This window comes from Pseudomonas sp. XWY-1 (assembly GCF_002953115.1).
GTDB classification, from domain to species: domain Bacteria; phylum Pseudomonadota; class Gammaproteobacteria; order Pseudomonadales; family Pseudomonadaceae; genus Aquipseudomonas; species Aquipseudomonas alloputida.
The window spans coordinates 1,933,792-1,951,354 of record NZ_CP026332.1; the positions used below are offsets into that span (position 1 = coordinate 1,933,792).

A 17,563-nucleotide genomic window follows, 5' to 3' on the forward strand; every position below is an offset into this window, starting at 1 on the left:
GCCAGGCCGCCGGCTCCTTCGGGAGCGGGCGGCAGGTCGCTGGATCAGACTTCGTCGGGGCTGCGCAGGTTGGTTACTGCAATGCGCTGCTCACGACGCAGGTCTTTCTGGGCTGGCATCTCGGCACGGTAAATACCTTGATCACCAACAACCCAGGAAAGCGGGCGTCGTTCTTGGCCGATCGACTCCTGCAGCAGCATCAAGCCTTGCAGGAAAGCCTCAGGGCGTGGCGGGCAGCCAGGCACATAGACGTCCACGGGGAGGAACTTGTCGACCCCCTGAACGACCGAGTAGATGTCGTACATGCCACCGGAGTTGGCGCACGAACCCATGGAAATGACCCATTTTGGTTCGAGCATCTGCTCGTACAGGCGCTGGATGATCGGCGCCATCTTCACGAAGCAGGTACCGGCAATGACCATGAAGTCGGCCTGACGCGGCGAGGCCCGGATGACTTCGGCGCCGAAGCGGGCGATGTCGTGGGGTGCCGTGAAGGCCGTGGTCATTTCCACGTAGCAGCAGGACAGGCCGAAGTTGTACGGCCAGAGGGAGTTCTTGCGGCCCCAATTGACCGCGCCACGCAGCACATCTTCAAGTTTGCCCATGAAGATGTTCTTGTGGACCTGGTCCTCCAGCAGTTGATCGGTGACGGTTTCCCGTTCACCGACCGGGTACTGCTCGTTGGGCGCATCCGGATCGATTCTGGTGAGATTGTATTGCATGCCAAAGCCTCATTGTTTCAGCTTCGCTTGCCGCTTGCGGCGACCTTCGGGAGCCCAATCAAGTGCCCCGACGCGCCATAGGTAGACAAGACCTGCCAACAGAATTGCTATGAAAACGAGTGCTTCGACGAATCCGGTCCAGCCGCTTTCGCGGACGGACACAGACCATGCAAAGAGAAAGAGGGCTTCGATATCGAAGATCACGAACAGCATCGCGACCAGATAGAATTTGGCGGACAGGCGCAGGCGAGCGCTGCCGACGGGCAGCATGCCGGATTCGAAGGGTTCGTTCTTGGCGCGGCCCCAAGCCTTGCTACCGAGCAGGCTGGACAGGCCGAGCATGAAGGCGCACAGGCCGACGACACCCAGGAGGAAGATGGCAAAGCCCCAGTTGTGGGCGATGAGTCCTGCCGAATCGGACATGCTAGAGATCCTTATACAGAGACCCAGCTCTGCAGTCTGAAATAAGTGTAGAGCGGCGACTTGGCGTCGCACATGCAGTGACCAAATGTCGCAGCCGAATCAATCGCGCTGATTTTATGGGTAAACCTGGTGCAAGTAAAATTTCTGTCGCAAATTTATTCGTAGGATTAAGTACAAAAACCGTTCGTAACTGGCTGAGGGCCTTGAGATTCGGGCATTACGCGCGGTTTTGTTAATTATGTTTCTTGCTGCAGGTAACGAATTGCAAGTCCTGTAATGATAATTAATATCATTTGAGCTGCTGCCGTTGAATTTGGCTCTTCTGTGCCTTGTAAAGTTCATCTGGCGATTCCCCCTACTTGCAATTGCAAAAAACCCTTGTTCTAGCAGCTCTCGGTCCTGCGCGCACCGCTCTGGGTCAATACTTTATCGGTTGAGCGATGACCGACTGATGAAGCGATGGCCCATTGGCCGAGCCAGTAGGCGAGGATGATCAGGTACGGTGCGGCGGCGAACGGGCTGACGAAGCGGTCGATGCCGATCAGGCTGTCGGAGAACACGAACAGGCCGGCACCCAGTGCTGCCACTCCCCCGCAGGCCAGTGCGCGCCAGAGCATGGCGCTGATGGCCAGGGCGTAGAGCGCTACCGGGATCAGCAACGGGCCGAGGCCGTGGCTGGCCAGTACACCGAGCAGCGCGATGCCCGTGATTGCGCTGAAGATCAGTGCGGGCAGGGCGGGGCGCAGGGTAATGCCGCAATAGCCGCGCAGGTAAGCAAGGTGGGCACAAAGGAAAGCAGCCAAGCCGAACACGAACAGGTCGGCGGGGATGGCCAGCAGGATGTCGCCGAGTACCGAGAAGGCCAGGCCGATCGAGATCCATGTGCGATAAGGCGAAGCCGGGGTGCTGCGCAGCCAGGCAATCAAGGCCAGCACCGGGATGGGTTTGGCCATCAGGGCGAGCAGGGTGTTGTCGCTGGCCAGTGCATATATATAGAGGGTAGCGGCGGTCAGGGCGAGAATCATCAGGTGGCTTGGACGAGGCATGGGCGGTCCTTGCTGCTGGGCTGCCACAAGCATAGCCCTGATCTGGGGTTTTGTTGTGGCCTGTACCGGCCCTTTCGCGGGTAAACCCGCTCCTACAGCGGCCTGCGCCCAATCACCGATGTGTGTCCCCTCCCGATCAGTGTAGGCGCGGTTTTACCCGCGAATACGGTAGCGGCGGCAACGGTGAACGGCTGGTGAAAATTGGCCAGCAGGCCCGGCCCTTTCTCGGGTAAAAACAAAGGCCCGGAGCTTTCACAAGCCCCGGGCCTTTGTTCAACGGCAACCCACTATCAGTGGAACTGCTCTTCTTCGGTCGAACCGGTCAGTGCAGTCACCGACGAAGCGCCACCCTGGATCACGGTGGTCATGTCGTCGAAGTAGCCGGTGCCCACTTCCTGCTGGTGCGCCACGAAGGTGTAGCCCTTGCTGGCGTCAGCGAATTCCTGCTCCTGCAGCTTCACGTAGGCGGTCATGTCGTTACGGGCGTAGTCGTGCGCCAGGTTGAACATGCCGTGCCACATGTTGTGGATGCCGGCCAGGGTGATGAACTGATGCTTGTAACCCATGGCCGACAGCTCGCGCTGGAACTTGGCGATGGTGGCGTCGTCCAGGTTTTTCTTCCAGTTGAAGGAAGGCGAGCAGTTGTACGACAGGATCTGGTCCGGGCACTCCTTCTTGATCGCCTCGGCGAAGCGGCGGGCTTCGTCCAGGTCCGGCTTGGCGGTTTCGCACCAGATCAGGTCGGCGTACGGGTGGGCAGGTCACGGGTAATGGCCTGCCCAAAGCTGTTGGGCGACTTATCGGTAGGTGTGCTCAAAATTGGGGTGAATATAATCAACTAAGTCCAGAGGCAGAGAAGGTTTTTAGGTGGCTTGCCAAGGCTAAGTGCAACAAATAATTTCTGGGTTGGTGTGGTTGTATTTTGCTCTATCTTCGCAGTTTCGGGTGCGGGGTGATTGTTTGATCTTTTCATTGGAAATCACCTGTGGCATGAATTTTTTCGCGTCTGAATGCTCTGGTTTTGTTTTGGGGTTGACCTTCCTGGTTGGAAGGTGTTGGTATTGTATCTCAAGCTTGACTTATTGAGGTGCGGCAAGAAATAGTTTGTATTGGTTGTTGTAGGAAGTTTCCTTTTCCTTTGTCAGTAAAGTATGCATGCATGCTTATGGAGGTGCTATGTCAGAGCAAAGAAACCTGTTCATCAATACCGAGCGCACTATTGAGTTGGGTAACGCGTCTTGGGAACTCGCCCAGGCGTCTGGCCTGACAGATCGCAGTGTGGTCCACTGTCCATCCAGCCGCCTGCGCGACCAAGACGGGCATGTCTTTATGAATATGTGCTCATGCTCCTACTTGGGGCTTGAGGTCGATAAACGACTGGCCCAAAGGATGTAGTGCTCGAAGCCTTGTCAGGTAGTGATGGGCTGATTTTGTGCAATCCGAACAATCCGTTGGGAGTGCAAATTGAGCCTGATGATCTGCAGCGCTTGATAGTTCGCTGCGTTGAACTGGATAAGCCGGTTATTGTTGATGAGTGCTATTACGAGTACCTGCGCCACTCTTGCGTTGGAACCTTCAGTGGCCTTGAGCAGTTGTTCGTTATTCGCTCGTTTTCCAAGTATTTCGGGTTGGCAGGTTTGCGTCTCGGCTATGTGGTCGCCAGCACGCATGCTGTCAGGCAGTTGCTCAAATTGCGTGGCCCCTGGGATATCAACCATGCGGCAGTTAAGGCGGCCCTGCATTGTCTGGCCAATCAGCCAGAAATCGCAGCGGCGCATGGTAGCCAAGATTGGGTACGTACGCGGATTGTTAAGTGTTGCCAAGGCTTGGGAATTGGTGTCATCGATACTCTTGCCAACTTCCTGCTACTCGATGACGGCCCTGATCAGCGTTTGGCCAAAGCTTTGCACAGGGCGAGGATACGTTTCAGCGATTGCTCAGGATATCCCCATGCTGGTTCATTACTGACCAACGTGCTGCGAGTGGCAATTCCAAAGGGCGACGATCTGCAGTCGTTTATCCAGGCATTGCAAGAAGCATGAATCTAGTGTCCGGGGAAGGGACGCCCCGCACTAACAGTCACCGGCGTTAGCCAAGAAGTCGCAGGATGCAGGTATGCCTATACAACAACAATATTCTTTGATCAGAAAACTCTATACCTCCCAGCCACGCGAGATGTTGCTCGACCTAAGCATCTTGCAACGCATTGGGATATCGAGCCAGAGGGCTGCCAGCTATGCCAGGAATGGTTGGCTGAATCGCGTAGCTCGCGGTATCTATGCCTTTCCAGATAGTGAGTTGAACCTTGCGGTGGGGTGCTGCTATCTGGAGCGTCGGATCACCTGCCTGCATTTAGGAGGTAGCAGTGCGTTTCGCGAAATTTATGAAAATGATACTTCGCTAGTGTTGTGGGGCGATAACCGAGTCTCATTGCCTCGGTGGTTTACCGAACGTTATTCGGTGCGCTATGTGTATGCAAGATTGTTTGATTGGGGCGGGGAGATATCTCTGCGCACGGCGACCCTTGAGCGGCGGGGTGGGCTGCTCAGGTCAGTGCCCGAGCGTGCGTTGCTGGAGATGCTATATGAAGTCGGCAGCAGTCGTGATTTGCTGAAGGCTAGGGAGTATTTCTATGCCGTTGGCGAGGTCTGTCCATTGGCCAGTGGCCAACTACTCCAGTGTTGCACCAGCGTGAAGGCTGTGCGCTTGTACCTGCGGTTGGCTCGTCAGGCGAGTTTGCTGGATGTCGATGAGTTGCTGGGGCTATGGAACATTCGAGTTGGAAGCGAGCGTCGCTGGATTTCAAGGCTCAAGGACGGCACGACGTTGAGCCTAGGCCCTCATGGATAGCGCCGTAAGCCACAGCATTAAGCGAATGAGCCCGCTGATGCATAAGGTGGCATTGCTCAAATTGCTATTTGTCCTGGCCAACGGGGTCGGGTCATTTGCGGCGTTATTCATGAGTCGGCACTTCGCTTTGGCGGATGCTGAACTGGCGACTACGGTATCGCTGATGATTATCAGCTATCTGGCCGGAAACCTGCTTGGTGGGCAACTGCCAGGACGAGTGGGTAGTCGAATTCTTTTGTTGGGCTGCTCGTCGACGGCGCTGCTCGCGCTGTTGGGCAGCCTTCTGCCGATCTTACCCATCGCAATTGCGATGATTTTGCTTTTTATGTTCAGTGCGGGCGCCATCACGCCGCTTTTCAGCGTGATGACGGCCCAGGCTGCACCGTCTGGCGATCAGGTGGGGGCTTTTGCATATCTACATCTAGCCAGTAATGCGGGTGGTGTCCTGCTGTTCGTCGTAGGGGGTGTTCTGCTGAGTTGGCAAAGCCAGTATCTCTTGTGGTTTACCGCGGCGATAAGCCTGGTTTGCCTGGTGACGAGCGCTACCTTAGCTCTGCCGATAACTGGAAGTCATCTTGATACTAAAGATACGCAGTTTAAGGCTAAGGATGTGCCGATACCTGCGGCGGTGATCTTGGCGGGTATGATATTTTTCGTATTGTCCTTGCTCGATGGCCAGCGTGAATACCAGCTCCCTCTCTGGCTAAGAGCATTGGGGGCGGGGGACGCGGCGCATCTGTTTGGAGTGGCAGGTATTGTTAATGGGCTACTGGTCATCGTTCTGACTCGACCGCTGATCGCCTTGAGCCGCCGTTGGTCTGCCATTGTCAACATGGCGCTAGCGGCGATCTGCTACGGCATTGGTTTCGGTGCTTATGCCTTGGTCGATACTTGGCCCGCAATACTGCTGTTAGTGGTGGTCTGGACCTTGGGCGAGATCATCGGTATCACCTACATGGCGACCTTGATTGCCCAGCGAGCGCCGGTGTCGCGACAAGGTTTTTTGTTTTCGTTGATACCTGTGATTCAGGCTGCGGCACGAGTGCTATGTGTGACCTTGGCTGTGCCGATGCTGGATAGCCTTGGCTTCAGTGTTACTTGGGCGGCTTTTGGTTGCGTTGGTGTTATTTTTGGCATGACCTGTCTATTTCTGCGACGTGCAAGGCTTGATCATTAGCAGAAGGGATTTGAGCGCATGAGTAAGGTAGTTGTTATTACTGGTGGCAATTCCGGTATCGGAGAGGCGTGTGCCTGGAAATTTGCCAGAGAGCAATACACAGTCATTGTGTGCGGACGAGATCATGTTAGGAACGTCCGTGTGTGTGAGAGTATCAACAGGGAGGCAGGGTGTGCGTATCCGTACTCGGTTGATTTGCGTAGCCCTACCGAGTTGACCGACCTCTTCAGGCGACTGACTCTCGATCATCCACCCATAAATTGTCTCGTCAACAGCATTGGTATTGATGGTCAATCGTTCACGATGACCGAGGAATATCCCGAGGCTGATTTTGAAGATGTCATGTCCACGAATGTAAGTGCGCCATGGCGATGCATGAAGGCGGTGTTGCCTGCAATGCGTGAGGCGGGGCGTGGCACCATTGTCAATGTCGCCTCGCTAGCGGGTCTGAATGCCAGTGTCACGGGTGGTTCTGTATACACCGCCAGCAAGCACGCACTAGTTGGAATTACCAAGGCCGTTGCAAAGGAATATGCCCCTTATGGCGTACGGGTCAATGCCGTTTGTCCGGGATTTGTGTCAACGCCATTGGCAAGGCATGTATTGGGGAGCAAGTTTGATGCGGTGTGCGCCTCGCAGCCTATGGGGCGGGTCTGTGAAGCCCATGAAGTTGCTGAGCTTGTGTACTGGCTTAGCTCGGAAGCAGCTTCTTACGTAACTGGTGTGGCGGTACCAATCGATGGTGGATTCCGCGCTTAGGGTTTACTCGGAGTTTTGGTGGGGCGTCTGTAACTCAAGGCCTTACTTCATCAGAGTAGCGTTGCATTAAAGAAGCCCGGAGCTTTCACAAGCCCCGGGCCTTGGTTCAACCGCAGCCCACTATCAGTGGAACTGCTCTTCCTCGGTCGAACCGGTCAGTGCAGTCACCGACGAAGCGCCACCCTGGATCACGGTGGTCATGTCGTCGAAGTAGCCGGTGCCCACTTCCTGCTGGTGCGCCACGAAGGTGTAGCCCTTGCTGGCGTCAGCGAATTCCTGCTCCTGCAGCTTCACGTAGGCGGTCATGTCGTTACGGGCGTAGTCGTGCGCCAGGTTGAACATGCCGTGCCACATGTTGTGGATGCCGGCCAGGGTGATGAACTGATGCTTGTAACCCATGGCCGACAGCTCGCGCTGGAACTTGGCGATGGTGGCGTCGTCCAGGTTTTTCTTCCAGTTGAAGGAAGGCGAGCAGTTGTACGACAGGATCTGGTCCGGGTATTCCTTCTTGATCGCCTCGGCGAAGCGGCGGGCTTCGTCCAGGTCCGGCTTGGCGGTTTCGCACCAGATCAGGTCGGCGTACGGGGCGTAGGCCAGGCCGCGGGCAATGGCCTGGTCGAGGCCGGCGCGGACCTTGTAGAAGCCTTCGCGAGTACGCTCGCCAATCACGAACGGCTGGTCGTACGGGTCGCAGTCGCTGGTCAGCAGGTCGGCGGCGTTGGCGTCGGTACGGGCCAGGATGATGGTCGGTACACCCGACACGTCAGCGGCCAGGCGCGCTGCTACCAGCTTCTGAACGGCTTCCTGGGTCGGTACCAGCACCTTGCCGCCCATGTGGCCGCATTTTTTAACCGAGGCCAGCTGGTCTTCGAAGTGCACGCCAGCGGCGCCTGCTTCGATCATGTTCTTCATCAGCTCGTAGGCGTTCAGTACGCCACCGAAACCGGCTTCGGCGTCAGCCACGATGGGCGCGAAGTAGTCGATGTAGCCTTCGTCGCCCGGGTTCTTGCCGGCTTTCCACTGGATCTGGTCGGCACGGCGGAACGCGTTGTTGATGCGCTTGACCACGGTCGGTACCGAGTCGACCGGGTACAGCGACTGGTCAGGGTACATCGACTCGGCCGAGTTGTTGTCGGCGGCAACCTGCCAGCCGGACAGGTAGATGGCCTGGATGCCGGCCTTGACCTGTTGTACAGCCTGGCCGCCAGTCAGGGCGCCCATGCAGTTGACGAAATCTTTGTCGGGGCGGAAGGACGGGTGAGCACCTTCGGTGACCAGCTTCCACAGTTTTTCTGCACCCTGACGGGCAAAGGTGTGCTCAGGTTGCACGGAGCCACGCAGGCGAACGACATCAGCGGCGGTGTAGGTACGGGTCACGCCTTTCCAGCGCGGGTTCTCGGCCCAGTCTTTCTCGAGGGCTGCAATTTGCTGTTCGCGTGTCAGTGCCATGGAAATAAACCTCGTCGCATCGATCTTGGGTTAATTGTGCTGATGCTCTGGGCTGATCAGGTGCCTGGCGGCTGTCCTGTTCGCAGGCTTGCGGCGGCGAACGCGAAGGCTCGAAGGGGAAGGTTGGGCAGGCCAGGCGAAGGTGCGCTCCGGCAGGTCGGCTCGTGGTTGCCTTGCTGCGGTGCTACGCGATTGCCAGTACTGCGGTGATGCGCTTCCGTCCCTCGGGACAACTTCTTCGTTGCAGTCGCAATCCCGTCGAACCGCCTTGTGGGCCGTATAGACACGAGGCGCCTCCTGGGGTGGAAGGAGCGCGCCCCGAAGGCCCTTGCCAGGGCCCCTGATTAGCGGGAGCGAGGCCATCATGCCCTTGGGAAAAAGACCCTGTCAAATGTTTTGTAGTGCTTTTTTGTCCTTACTACATCTTTGGTCTAATGCGACTTGGCAGTCAGTTTCAAGGCCTTTGGTCGAAGCCTTGAATTGCCTGGGATCAGTCCACAAGGTCGACTTTGACACGCAATGTCATGTTTTCACCCCGTTGGGTGCTGTACGTGTGGCTTGACGCGCTGCGGTCGGCTTGGCTCTGCTGGTTGAACCCCGCCAGGGTGATCCACTCGCCGAGCTTGCCAGTGACTGTCGTGTCGGTACTTTGCACTTTCACTACATCTGCACGTTCATGGCTGATACGGTCATTATTGCTGCTTATTTGCAGACGAACCGTTTCGCCGCTCAGGCTTGGGGTTACGTAGAAGCCTTGGGTCACGTTGCGGTATTCGGTGTTGCTCTGAATGCGCCCATAGCCGTCTGTGCTGGTGCTGGTAATGGGGATGCTCTGGCCCACCTGGATCAGTGCCGGTTGCCCTTCGCTGGCTTGTACCTGCTGCATGCCGCCGTCGCGGTTGCTGGTGCCGTAGTGAATGACGCGTGCGTTGCCGCGGTTGTCCTGGAAATTGCTGTCGTTGTTGTCGACGCTGATCAGCAGGCGCTTGGGCGCGGTGTCCAGCTGTTGCAGCAGGGCGCGCAGGTCGTCGATGCGCTCGGGGCTGGCGTTGACGATCAGTTTGTTCTCGAAGGCGCTGACCGTGCCGTCCTTGCCGATGAAAGCCTGCAGGGCGGGCAGCAGTTCGGCGCTGCTGCGATGCTGAAGTGGCACCACCTCGGTGGCGGCGTGGGCGGTGAGGCTGGCGACCAGCAACAGGGAGGCGAAAAGGGGGCGTAGCGGCATGTCCATGATCTCCGCAGGTGGAACCAACATGATGGCAAATTTGCTGACTTTTTGCCGGATCTGGATCACGCCGGCACGGTTGCAGACGGTCGTATTATCCTGGTTTATCTTGTAGGCTATAAATTATAGTAGGCAAGATAATTGAGGTTAATTGCATGTCTCCCGTTCGCCCGCTCCTACGCCGTAATCAGTTGGCCAACGCACTGGCCCAAGACTTGGCCGGCGAGTCGTTGGTCGATTACAGCTCGGGCATGTTCCTGGCCGCGCCCCGGCGTACAGGCAAGAGCACCTTCCTCAACAACGACTTCATACCGGAATGCGTACAGCGCGGCTGGCTACCGGTTTACGTCGACCTGTGGTCGGATCGCGACGCCGCCCCTGCGCAGCTCATCAGTGGCGCCATCGGTACTGCGCTGGCCAGATTCGAAGGTGCGCTGGCCAGGACCGCGAAAAAGGCCGGTATCGACAAGATCAACCTGCTGCGCACCCTGAGCTGGGATTTCACCCGCCCGCAACTGCCTGCGGGGACTACCCTGGCCCAGGCGCTTGCCGTGTTGCACCAGGTGTCAGGGCAGCTGGTAGTGCTGATCATCGACGAGGCTCAGCACGCCCTTAACAGCGAAGATGGCCTCAATGCGATGTTCGCGCTGAAAGCCGCGCGTGACCATCTTAACCGTGGCGACCGTCCGGACGGCTTGCGCCTGGTGTTCACGGGCTCTAGTCGTGACAAGCTGGCCAACCTGGTACTCAAGAGCAAGCAGCCATTCTTTGGTGCCAGCATCACGCCATTTCCGTTGCTGGGGCGTGAATATGTCGAATTCATCACCGCCTTGTGGAACCGTCGCCTGGCCGACAGTAACCAGTTCAAGGTAGAGGACTTGGCATACGCGTTCGAATTGGTCGGCCGGCGCCCGGAAATGCTCAACAAACTGTTGGCCGAAGTTAGCGTCGGCCTGGGTGAGGCGGGCAACCTGGGTGAACTGCTGCGCAATGGGGCGCTGAACCATCAAGCTGGGGTGTGGAGTGACTACGAAAGCGCTTGGAACGAACTTACGCCGTTGCAGCAGGCCGTGCTAGAGGTCATGGCCGAGCGCACGCTGGGCCGGCAGCCGTTTTCCCCGTTTACCGAGCAAACCCTGGTTGAGGTCAGCCGCAAGCTGGAGCAGGCCCAGGCGGTAGCCAACGTCAACACGGCAAACGTACAGAAGGCCCTCGATGCCCTGCGCGACAAGGAGCTGGTATGGAAGGCCAATCGTGGCGAGTACGCGTTGGAGGATACTTCCATGGCCGAATGGCTCGCCCGCGACCAGGCAGTTGCCAGCCACAGGTGAACCTTTGAGGTGCCCCGTAAGTCGCACTCACAGGGAGCGCGTGGGGTGATTGCATGAACGGTGTCCTGATCTTGCTGTTATGGCTTTGCAGTCTGGGTGCACAGGCTGCAGCGGACACGCTGCGCATCAAGCAGCTGCAGCGTTGCGGCGACTTGTTCAGCGACAGCCAGCAGCAATGGTGCCTGCGTGCCGAGGGGCTCGGGGCAAACCTGCCAACGGTATGGTTGGGCGGTGTGCGGCTGTCAGAAGCCAATGTCGGGCGGCAAGGTGACCGGCTGACGCTGAAACTGGTGAGAGAAGCCCAGCGCAGCGCCCCGCTCTGGCTGGCCGATGGCGGCCGCACCAGCAACCCGGTATGGCTGACCCGCCAACGCAGTCATGTGATCGCCGCAGGGCCTGATGAAGTGGCGAAGAACATGGACGGCCTGACCACTTATGTCGATCTGGTCAGCCTGTTGATCGAAGAAAAATACGACGGCCTCGACGAGGCCCGGCGCATCGCCGGTAAATACGGCGCCCAGGTTGTGGGTGCCATTCCGCCGTTGAATGTCTACCAGCTGCGCTTGCCGGTAGAGGACCTGATGCAGCGCGATGCGATGGTCCTGCGCATGGGCAGTGAAGTCAGCGTGGATGCCGTGATTGTCGAAGAGTCCGCCCCCGAGCGCGGGGAGGAGGGCAATGGGCGCGGCACCCGGGCCATCGACCAGGCGGACGAATGGGCCGCCAACCGCTTCATGGACGCGCTGTATTTCTACCGGCGCCGGATTGCCGCCTCTGGCTTGCCGGTGAAGCCCGTGCGGGTCGGGGTAATCGAGCGTGAAGTGGACTTCGACGCCCCAGGGTTCGGCCATTATCGAGGGGACTGCGAACAAGGCCAGACATGCCTCTACGCTCGCGACGGTGATCGCCCGGCCAGCCACGGCAGCCATGTTGCGGGCATTCTCGCTGCGCAGGGTGAGGGCTTTTTGCCGGGGCTGGGCAAGCACAGCCCTGGCTTCGAGGTGATGGTAGAGCGCAACTCGGATGCCGGTATCACCGCCAACATCGCTGCCTCGGTGAACCTGGTCGAAGATGGCGTGCGGGTGCTGAACTGGAGCTGGGGCATTCACCGGGTCGGCGCGCGCGATGTCAACGGTGATGAGGTTGATTCGCTGGTGCGTTCCGGGCTGGCAATGAGTGGCTACGAGGAGTTGCTTGAGGAGTTTTTCCTCTGGCTGCGCAAGGAGCACCCTGATGTGGTGGTGGTGAATTCGGCAGGTAATGGTGCGTCCTGGTCGGGGACCGATGAATATCGCCTGCCTTCGTCGTTCATCACCGAACAATTGCTGGTGGTGGGCGGGCATCAGCGCAGTGACAAGGCTACGGCAGTTGAAGCCCACGATCATGTGCGCAAGCGTCACAGTTCCAACATCGACATGCGCGTGGACGTCAGTGCTGCTGCCTGCATACGCCCCGTGTCGGCCGAGGCTGCGCATTGCGGCACGTCGTACGCAACACCCTTGGTGACTGCCACTGTGGCGACGATGCTGTCGATCAACCCGGCACTTACCCCGGAACAGGTGCGCATGCTGTTGCGGCGCAGTGCCTTGACCCTGGGCGCCGAACAGGATTTCGAAGCGATGGATGCCGAAGACCTGACGGCGCCAATCCTGCCCTCGGAGCGTGGCGGCCGCCTGAACGACCCGGACCTGGGCCGTTCGGCGCGCCTGGACATGCAGCGTGCGCTGGACCTGGCCGTGCAGAGCCTGGAACGTGTGCGTTGAGCGGTGGCCGCTGTCAGACAAATTCCGTAACATCGCGCCCCTCGTTTTTCTAACGTCCGTCAGGACTGCACCACAGGAAGCCCATGAAGCCCGCCCGACTACGCGCCGACCTGCTCGCCGGCCTCACCACCTCGTTCGCCTTGGTCCCCGAGTGCATCGCCTTTGCCCTGGTGGCCCACCTCAACCCGCTGATGGGCCTGTATGGCGCGTTCATCATTTGTACCCTGACGGCGCTGTTCGGCGGGCGGCCGGGGATGATCTCCGGCGCTGCCGGCTCGATGGCGGTGGTGATCGTCGCCTTGGTGGTGCAGCACGGCGTGCAGTACCTGCTGGCCACGGTGCTGCTGGGCGGTGTGGTCATGATCCTGTTCGGCCTGCTGCGTCTGGGCAAATTGGTGCGCCTGGTGCCATACCCGGTCATGCTTGGCTTCGTGAACGGCCTGGCCATCGTCATCGCCATGGCTCAGCTGGAGCATTTCAAGGACGGCGAACACTGGCTCAGTGGCACGCCGCTGTACCTGATGATCGGCCTGGTCGCGCTGACCATGGCGGTGGTTTATGTGCTGCCGAAACTGACCCGTGCGGTGCCGCCGGCCCTGGTGGCGATCCTCGGTGTTGGCCTGCTGGTGTACGTGCTCGGGCTGCCTACCCGCACCCTGGGCGACATGGCGCACATCGCCGGTGGCCTGCCGGGGCTGGCACTGCCGGATGTGCCCTGGAATCTGGAAACCCTGAAGATCATCGCCCCCTACGCGGTGCTGATGGCCATGGTCGGCCTGCTGGAAACCCTGCTCACCCTCAACCTGACCGACGAAATCACCGAGAGCCGTGGCTTCCCGGACCGCGAGTGTGTGGCATTGGGCGCTGCGAACATGGTGTCGGGCCTGTGCGGCGGCATGGGCGGCTGCGCGATGATCGGGCAGACGGTGATCAACCTCAGCTCCAATGGCCGGGGCCGGTTGTCGGGGGTAGTGGCCGGGGTAATGATTCTGCTGTTCGTGCTGTTCCTGTCGCCGCTGATCGAGCGCATTCCCCTGGCGGCGCTGGTTGGGGTGATGTTCGTGGTGGCCCAGCAGACCTTTGCCTGGGCGTCGTTGCGGGTGTTGCACAAGGTGCCGGTGAATGATGTGCTGGCGATCGTTGCGGTGACTGTGGTCACGGTGCTGACCGACCTGGCCATGGCAGTGCTGTTCGGTATCATCATCGCGGCGCTCAACTTTGCCTGGCAGCATGCGCGGGAGCTGTATGCCGACACCCATGAGGACGCGGAGGGCGGCAAGCGTTATCAACTGCATGGCACGCTGTTCTTTGCCTCGACCACCTCGTTCCTCAACCAGTTCGACACGGCCGGGGACCCGGCCCAGGTCACGCTGGATTGCCAGCATTTGAGCTTTGTCGACTATTCGGCGGTTGCGGCGCTGAAAACCCTGCGCGAGCGCTATGCCAAGGCGGGCAAGCATTTGCGCGTGGTGCATTTGTCGGAGCGGTGCAAGAAGCTGTTGAAGCGGGCGGGCGAGCAGCATTGAAAACTGTTGCTGTCAGTGCCGGCCTCTTCGCGGGTAAACCCGCTCCTACAGGGGGGCGCACAATGTTTGGGCCTGCGGCCATCCTGTAGGCGCGGGCTTACCCGCGAAGAGGCCGGCACAGGAGAACCGCTTACTCTCCGCGGCTCTTCTTGACGATGCCATCGGCAATGCTCGCCGGGGCCTCGGCATAGCGGGTGAACTCCATCGAGAAGCTGGCCCGGCCCTGGGTCATCGAGCGCATCGAGGTGGCGTAGCCGAACATTTCACCCAGCGGCACTTCGGCACGTATCACCTTGCCAGCCGGTGTTTCATCACCGTCTTGGATCATGCCGCGACGTCGGCTCAAGTCGCCGAGGATGTCGCCCTGATATTCCTCGGGCGTCACCACCTCTACCTTCATCACCGGCTCCAGCAACACTGCGCCGCCTTTCTGCGACAACTGCTTGGTGGCCATTGACGCGGCGATCTTGTAGGCCATCTCGTTGGAGTCGACATCGTGGTACGAGCCGTCGAACACGGCGGCCTTGAGGTTGATCAGGGGGTAGCCGGCAAGCACGCCGTTCTTCATTTGCTCTTCGATACCCTTCTGGATTGCCGGGATGTACTCGCGGGGTACCACGCCGCCGACGATCTCGTTGATGAACTCCAGGCCTTCTTTGCCTTCATCACCGGGGGCGAAACGGATCCAGCAATGGCCGTATTGGCCACGGCCACCGGACTGGCGCACGAAACGCCCCTCGATCTCGCAGGTATTGCGGATTTTTTCCCGGTAGGCCACCTGCGGCTTGCCGATGTTGGCCTCGACGTTGAACTCGCGGCGCATGCGGTCGACGATGATGTCCAGGTGCAGCTCGCCCATGCCCGAGATGATGGTCTGGCCAGTCTCTTCATCGGTACGCACGCGGAATGAGGGGTCTTCCTGGGCCAGCTTGCCCAGCGCGATCCCCATTTTTTCCTGGTCGGCCTTGGTTTTCGGCTCTACTGCGACGGAAATCACCGGGTCGGGGAAGTCCATGCGTTCGAGGATGATCGGTTTGTCCATGTCGCACAGGGTATCGCCGGTGGTCACGTCCTTCATGCCGATCAGTGCGGCGATGTCGCCGGCACACACGTCCTTGATTTCGGCACGCTGGTTGGCATGCATCTGCACCATGCGGCCGATGCGTTCCTTCTTGCCTTTGACCGAGTTGAGTACCGCATTGCCTGAGCTGAGCACGCCGGAATAAACGCGGGCGAAGGTGAGGGTGCCGACGAACGGGTCGGTGGCGATCTTGAAAGCCAGTGCCGAGAACGGCTCTTTGTCGTCGGCGTGCCGTTCCAGGTGCTTTTCTTCATCATCCGGGTCGGTGCCGCGGATGGCAGGAATTTCCGAGGGGGCGGGCAGATAGTCGATCACCGCGTCGAGCATCAGCGGCACGCCTTTGTTCTTGAACGATGAGCCGAGGATGGTCGGCACGATTTCGTTAGCGATGGTGCGCTGGCGCAATCCGGCCTTGATCTCTTCGATGCTCAGCTCCTCGCCATCGAGAAACTTCGTGGTCAGCTCGTCATTGGCCTCGGCCGCAGCTTCGATCATGTGCGCGCGCCATTCGTCGGCAAGCTTCTGCAGATCGGCTGGAATATCTTCTTCGCGGTAACTGGTGCCCTGGTCGGCATCGTTCCAGTAGATGGCCTTCATCTTCACCAGGTCGATCTGGCCCATGAAGTTTTCTTCGCTGCCGATGGCCAGCTGGATGGGTACCGGGTGGTGCCCCAGGCGCTGATCGATCTGCTTGACCACGCGCAGGAAGTCGGCCCCCTGGCGGTCCATTTTGTTGATGTAGGCCAAGCGTGGCACGTGGTACTTGTTGGCCTGGCGCCAGACTGTCTCGGACTGCGGCTCGACGCCGTCCGCGCCGCTGAATACCACGACCGCGCCATCGAGCACGCGCAATGAGCGCTCCACCTCGATGGTGAAATCGACGTGGCCTGGGGTGTCGATGATGTTGAAACGGTACTTGTGGGCGAACTGCTTGGTCGAGCCTTGCCAGAACGCCGTGGTCGCCGCCGAGGTGATGGTGATGCCGCGTTCCTGCTCCTGGGCCATCCAGTCCATGGTCGCCGCGCCATCGTGCACTTCGCCCATCTTGTGGTTGACCCCGGTGTAGAACAGGATCCGCTCGGTGGTCGTGGTCTTGCCGGCATCCACGTGGGCAACGATGCCGATATTGCGGTACAGCTCGATGGGCGTTGTGCGGGCCATGGCGGACTACCTGTGGGTGGACGGATTCCACCAAGTTAGCAGACCGGTGGAATCCTGCCCTGCCACCGGGCCGTCAGTCGGCCTGGGCTTGCAGCATCCACTGGCCATCCACTTCACGGGCCAGGCCGCTGGCCGGCAGCAAGGCCAGCAGGCGCGTGTGCAGGGTGGCCTCGGTAAAGGTCTTGAGGGTGGTCAGGTCCAGCGCGCCGACCAGGTTGAGATCAGCCTTGGTGTACGACAGCCAGGCTTTTTTCAACACCTGGGCGACGTCGCTGCCAGCGGTGCTGGCGAACCGGCGGTGCCACTGGCGGCCTTCGAAGGTGAAGTTGTGCGCGTGGCTGTAGGTGCTTTGGTCGGCGCCTTCTACGCAGCGGTGGCAGCGGCATGGGCCCTCGCCGAAGGCGTTGCGCAGGTAGCTGTTGAAGTCCACGACGGGCTTGAGGGACAGGCGTTTGTCGACTTCGAACAGGTCGGCGATCAGGGGTTCTTCGGCGCTCACTCGGGATCCTCGTGTGGTGTGGCGTGCATCGGCGGGCACCCTAACAGATCGGGGCATTCAGATCACCTGTTGCAGGCCCGGCTCTTCCCAGGCAGACCCGCCCCTCACAGGTGCCCCGCATACCCTGAGCAACATGCGATCCCTGTGGGAGCGGGCGTGCCCGCGAAGAGGCCAGTAGAGACAACAGAGACGGCCTGCCGTACTCTACGCGCCCGTACGCCTATACACCCACCGAGGTAACCCCGTTTGAGCACCAAGTACCCGTACATCGCCACCGTGACCATCAGCGCCGAAGACCGTGGCGGAGATACCGAAGCCTCGGAAAACCCCAAGATGCGCGTGGGCCTGGAAGCGGTGACCGAAACCCTGAAGAAGGTGCATTTCGTCGGTACGCTCGCGGCCCCTGAGAAACCGGCCACGCACATTTGCGTAACCCTGGAGAACGGCCTGACCTATTACGGCCCGATCGTCAACGGCCATGCCGAACTGGAAGGCGGCTGGATCGCCTTCGAGTCCGACATGCTTACCCCGGAAGAACTCGGCCTGTAAGC

Annotated in this window: 15 protein-coding genes and 1 pseudogene; 8 read left to right on the top strand and 8 right to left on the bottom strand. The window is 59.5% G+C overall.

Annotation, left to right across the window (positions count from 1 at the left end; translation table 11 throughout):
• Positions 1-44 precede the first annotated feature (44 nt).
• The 4 genes and pseudogenes from PRJ_RS09105 to PRJ_RS09120 all read right to left on the bottom strand — a co-directional run.
• The gene (locus tag PRJ_RS09105; protein ID WP_003251429.1) at positions 45-722 is read right to left on the bottom strand and encodes an NADH-quinone oxidoreductase subunit B family protein; all 678 of its coding nucleotides are present in this window, start codon (positions 720-722) and stop codon (positions 45-47) included.
• A gap of 9 nt (positions 723-731) precedes the next feature.
• Positions 732-1,145 (bottom strand): NADH-quinone oxidoreductase subunit A, encoded by a 414-nt coding sequence (locus PRJ_RS09110; RefSeq protein ID WP_003251427.1) that lies wholly within the window; start codon positions 1,143-1,145, stop codon positions 732-734.
• 383 nt (positions 1,146-1,528) lie between these two features.
• Positions 1,529-2,191, bottom strand: coding sequence for a lysoplasmalogenase (locus PRJ_RS09115; RefSeq protein ID WP_177429884.1), 663 nt, complete (start codon positions 2,189-2,191; stop codon positions 1,529-1,531).
• A gap of 290 nt (positions 2,192-2,481) precedes the next feature.
• A pseudogene (locus PRJ_RS09120) lies at positions 2,482-2,943 on the bottom strand (isocitrate lyase); the annotation flags it as partial.
• 642 nt (positions 2,944-3,585) lie between these two features.
• Between PRJ_RS09120 and PRJ_RS09130 the strand changes: the two are divergent.
• The 4 genes from PRJ_RS09130 (at position 3,586) to PRJ_RS09145 (ending at position 6,977) form a co-directional block, all read left to right on the top strand.
• Positions 3,586-4,233 carry an aminotransferase class I/II-fold pyridoxal phosphate-dependent enzyme gene (locus PRJ_RS09130; RefSeq protein WP_104961145.1) on the top strand — a complete coding sequence of 216 codons (648 nt, stop codon included), beginning with the start codon at positions 3,586-3,588 and terminating at the stop codon, positions 4,231-4,233.
• Between the two features lie 73 nt (positions 4,234-4,306).
• On the top strand, positions 4,307-5,041 hold the full coding sequence (locus tag PRJ_RS09135; RefSeq protein ID WP_104961146.1) for a type IV toxin-antitoxin system AbiEi family antitoxin domain-containing protein: 735 nt from the start codon (positions 4,307-4,309) through the stop codon (positions 5,039-5,041).
• A 25-nt stretch (positions 5,042-5,066) separates the two neighbouring features.
• The gene (locus PRJ_RS09140; protein WP_104962858.1) at positions 5,067-6,218 is read left to right on the top strand and encodes an MFS transporter; all 1,152 of its coding nucleotides are present in this window, start codon (positions 5,067-5,069) and stop codon (positions 6,216-6,218) included.
• Positions 6,219-6,236: 18 nt separating this feature from the next.
• Positions 6,237-6,977: an SDR family NAD(P)-dependent oxidoreductase gene (locus tag PRJ_RS09145; protein WP_080756731.1), complete on the top strand. Its 741-nt coding sequence runs from the start codon at positions 6,237-6,239 to the stop codon at positions 6,975-6,977.
• Between the two features lie 123 nt (positions 6,978-7,100).
• On the opposite strand, the gene aceA is transcribed toward PRJ_RS09145, so the two are convergent.
• Both aceA and PRJ_RS09155 read right to left on the bottom strand, forming a co-directional pair.
• Positions 7,101-8,426 carry an isocitrate lyase gene (gene aceA, locus PRJ_RS09150; RefSeq protein ID WP_014590317.1) on the bottom strand — a complete coding sequence of 442 codons (1,326 nt, stop codon included), beginning with the start codon at positions 8,424-8,426 and terminating at the stop codon, positions 7,101-7,103.
• Between the two features lie 490 nt (positions 8,427-8,916).
• A complete protein-coding gene (locus PRJ_RS09155) occupies positions 8,917-9,681 on the bottom strand; it encodes a secretin N-terminal domain-containing protein (protein ID WP_177409986.1) in 765 nt (254 codons plus the stop codon).
• 125 nt (positions 9,682-9,806) lie between these two features.
• Here PRJ_RS09155 and PRJ_RS09160 point away from each other — a divergent pair, with 125 nt between their 5' ends.
• The 3 genes from PRJ_RS09160 (at position 9,807) to PRJ_RS09170 (ending at position 14,271) form a co-directional block, all read left to right on the top strand.
• Entirely contained in the window at positions 9,807-10,982 is a 1,176-nt protein-coding gene (locus PRJ_RS09160) for a hypothetical protein (protein ID WP_019438094.1), read from the top strand.
• Positions 10,983-11,035: 53 nt separating this feature from the next.
• Positions 11,036-12,745 (top strand): S8/S53 family peptidase, encoded by a 1,710-nt coding sequence (locus tag PRJ_RS09165; protein ID WP_104961147.1) that lies wholly within the window; start codon positions 11,036-11,038, stop codon positions 12,743-12,745.
• An 83-nt stretch (positions 12,746-12,828) separates the two neighbouring features.
• The gene (locus tag PRJ_RS09170; protein WP_020191995.1) at positions 12,829-14,271 is read left to right on the top strand and encodes a SulP family inorganic anion transporter; all 1,443 of its coding nucleotides are present in this window, start codon (positions 12,829-12,831) and stop codon (positions 14,269-14,271) included.
• Positions 14,272-14,401: 130 nt separating this feature from the next.
• Here PRJ_RS09170 and fusA read toward each other — a convergent pair whose 3' ends face one another.
• Together fusA and PRJ_RS09185 are read right to left on the bottom strand one after the other, a co-directional pair.
• Positions 14,402-16,513 carry an elongation factor G gene (gene fusA / locus PRJ_RS09180; protein ID WP_104961149.1) on the bottom strand — a complete coding sequence of 704 codons (2,112 nt, stop codon included), beginning with the start codon at positions 16,511-16,513 and terminating at the stop codon, positions 14,402-14,404.
• A gap of 73 nt (positions 16,514-16,586) precedes the next feature.
• The gene (locus PRJ_RS09185; protein ID WP_064493170.1) at positions 16,587-17,012 is read right to left on the bottom strand and encodes a hypothetical protein; all 426 of its coding nucleotides are present in this window, start codon (positions 17,010-17,012) and stop codon (positions 16,587-16,589) included.
• A gap of 246 nt (positions 17,013-17,258) precedes the next feature.
• Here PRJ_RS09185 and PRJ_RS09190 point away from each other — a divergent pair, with 246 nt between their 5' ends.
• Positions 17,259-17,561, top strand: a complete 303-nt coding sequence (locus PRJ_RS09190; RefSeq protein WP_012051778.1) for a hypothetical protein — start codon at positions 17,259-17,261, stop codon at positions 17,559-17,561.
• The last annotated feature ends 2 nt before the right edge of the window (positions 17,562-17,563 follow it).